Origin of the sequence: Draconibacterium sp., from assembly GCF_041583095.1 — a bacterium.
GTDB lineage: Bacteria > Bacteroidota > Bacteroidia > Bacteroidales > Prolixibacteraceae > Draconibacterium.
Genome location: NZ_JBFHGM010000422.1, coordinates 1 through 2,679, shown reverse-complemented (window position 1 = coordinate 2,679; position 2,679 = coordinate 1). Strand labels below are relative to the sequence as shown.

Genomic DNA, 2,679 nt, shown 5'->3' with positions numbered 1-2,679 from the left:
AGAGGCTGATGGTAGTCCTATTGGTATCTTTTATACCGATTATTTTGCTCGCCCAAGCAAACGTGGTGGTGCATGGATGAGTTCTTTCCGTAAACAGGAAATGGTGGATGGCGAGAATGTACTTCCGATAATTACAAACGTTTGTAACTTCCCTGCGCCAACAGAAGGTATGCCATCGTTATTGAGCTTAGACCAGGTAACTACAATGTTTCACGAGTTTGGTCATGGTTTGCACGGATTACTGTCTGATTGCGAAACAAGAACGTTGTCGGGAACTTCGGTTTCACGCGACTTTGTTGAGCTGCCTTCGCAAATTATGGAAAACTGGGCTTTCGAGCCAGAAATGCTGGCATTGTATGCCAAACACTATAAAACAGGCGAAGTAATTCCTGATGAATTGGTAGAGAAAATCAACAATGCAGCCCACTTTAACCAGGGATTTGCAACTATTGAGTTTTTGGCAGCCGGTTTACTGGACATGGAATTCCACACCTTAAATAAAGTGGAACCGACTATGGATGTTGCGGCTTTTGAAAAAGCGTCGATGGACAAATACGGATTGATTTCGCAAATTGCACCACGTTACCGCAGTACCTACTTCTCGCATATTTTCTCAGGAGGTTATTCATCCGGTTACTATGCTTATTTGTGGGCCGAAGTATTGGATAAAGATGCTTTCCAGGCGTTTAAAGAAAATGGTTTGTTCGATCAGGCAACTGCTGCTTCGTTCCGCGAAAATGTATTGTCGAAAGGTGGATCAGACGATCCGATGAAATTGTACCTGCAGTTCCGCGGTAAAGAACCGGGAATTGAGCCACTACTGAAAGGCAGAGGTTTATTGTAAAAAGTGAAAAGTACAATAATAGATAGAAGAAAGGTCGCCGATGGCGGCCTTTTTTGTTGATATAATGTTTTTGATGAAAAAAATTACACAGCGATGTAATGCTTTTGTAAGCCCCGCGTCTTAACTTTGAAAACAAGCAAAAACGAAAACAAAAACAAAGGAGCACATGGTTGCCAAAGATTTTAAAACAAGTGTACTACCGGTCAGTAATAAGCTGCTTCGCTTTGCAACGCACTTCTTACACGACGAAGATCAGGCACGTGATGTAGTGCAGGATGTGTTCCTGAAATTATGGCAACGAAAGGAAACGCTCGACGAAGTTGAAAACATTGAGGCCTTTGCCATGCGGATGACTCGGAACCGCTGCCTCGATGAAATAAGAGCAAACCGAACAGTTCCGATAGATGAAGACACAGACCGAAGATTAAAGGCGAAAACGATAGACATTCATTCAAAAGTTGAGTTAGGTGAGTCGGCAAAACAGATTAAAATGCTGATAGGGCAACTGCCCGAACTGCAGCAAAATATAATGCACATGCGAGACATTGAACAACTCTCGTACGACGAAATTGAGGAGGCCACCGGACTTCAGCGAAATGCGATAAGGGTAAACCTTTCGAGAGCACGAAAAAAAGTGCGTGATGAATATTTAAAAATGAATAGAAATGATGGAAGTTCAAGAAATACTACGATTACTGCAACGCTACTTTGATGGCGAAACAACTGAGGCCGAAGAGCAACAACTGAATGCTTATTTCCAGTCGGGCCAGGTAGCTGAAGAGTTGGCAGAGTACACCGAATTTTTCGGTGGTATATCAGAATTGGCGGGAGCTGCAGATGATCCGAAAATTGAAGACGATGTGATGGATTATATTCTGGAAAACGAGCACCGCGATAAAACAAAATACCGCACCATGTGGAAAACCGTAACCGGAATTGCGGCATCAGTAGTTATTGTGTTGGGTGGTTTCCTGTTCTATCAGGAGCAGCAAAAACCTTACGACGATACATTTAAAAATCCGGAAGAAGCTTATGCTTATGCAGCCAAAACGCTGCAGTTTGTTGGCAGTAAATACAACACGGGAATGGCCCACTTAGCCGAATTTGAAAAGCTAAGAAAAGGAAGTGAACCTGTTAAAAAAGCAACCGAGCCGGTAGTAGAGTTTTACGAGGGAATTGAAAAAATAGAAGCAATAGAAGCAAATAGCCCGTTGCAGGATATCGACAGCCTGTAACAAGCCAATAGCTTCGACTTAAAATAAAGAAAATAAACATTCAGATAGGATGCAGTTGGCACGCAGTCTGCAGGTTCTGAGTGAAACAGTAAAGTAAAAAATATAGAAAAAACGAATATGATGAAACGAGCAATGAGATGCACTGGCTAAATGAAAAACAATCAAAAGCGAGTTACATCGAATACCGTTGAGGATCAAAAAATTTAATGAGATGAAAAAGTTATTATTGATTTTAGCAGTTGTATTGCCCATGGCAGTGCTTGCACAAAAAAGCCCGGTTGACAAGCTCTTTGAAAAATATGCCAACCAAAAGGGAATGACCACCGTAAATATTTCCGGTAAATTGCTGGGATTTGCCGCTCAAATTGAAACAGGCGACAAAGATACGCAGGAATTATTATCAGGTTTAAACGGAGTTCGAATCTTATCGGTTGAAGATGACGCGTTGAATGAAAAGCTTGATTTTTACAAAGAACTGGAAGCTGATGGTTTTTTCAAAAACAACGATTTTGAAGTGTTGATGGAAGTAACCGAAGACGATGAAATTGTTCGTTTCCTGGCACGCGATGCCGGTAACGGTAAAATATCAGATCTTATTCT

General features: G+C 41.6%; 4 protein-coding genes. All 4 read left to right on the top strand.

The genetic code is table 11. The annotated features are described in order from the left end of the window. A partial coding sequence (locus ABZB17_RS22095; RefSeq protein ID WP_372653766.1) for a M3 family metallopeptidase occupies positions 1-844 on the top strand: 844 nt, incomplete at its 5' end. A 166-nt stretch (positions 845-1,010) separates the two neighbouring features. Continuing rightward, positions 1,011-1,556, top strand: coding sequence for an RNA polymerase sigma factor (locus ABZB17_RS22090; protein ID WP_372653765.1), 546 nt, complete (start codon positions 1,011-1,013; stop codon positions 1,554-1,556). Then, positions 1,510-2,079, top strand: a complete 570-nt coding sequence (locus tag ABZB17_RS22085) for a hypothetical protein (RefSeq protein WP_372653764.1) — start codon at positions 1,510-1,512, stop codon at positions 2,077-2,079. The genes ABZB17_RS22090 and ABZB17_RS22085 overlap by 47 nt, the downstream gene beginning before the upstream one ends. A gap of 211 nt (positions 2,080-2,290) precedes the next feature. Beyond that, a partial coding sequence (locus ABZB17_RS22080) for a DUF4252 domain-containing protein (RefSeq protein WP_372653762.1) occupies positions 2,291-2,679 on the top strand: 389 nt, incomplete at its 3' end.

What these genes read in the sequence shown, in the direction of transcription:
- ABZB17_RS22090 (WP_372653765.1), top strand. Translation starts at nt 1,011, where the DNA reads ATGGTTGCCAAAGATTTTAAAACAAGTGTACTACCGGTCAGTAATAAG.
- ABZB17_RS22085 (WP_372653764.1), top strand. Translation starts at nt 1,510, where the DNA reads ATGATGGAAGTTCAAGAAATACTACGATTACTGCAACGCTACTTTGAT.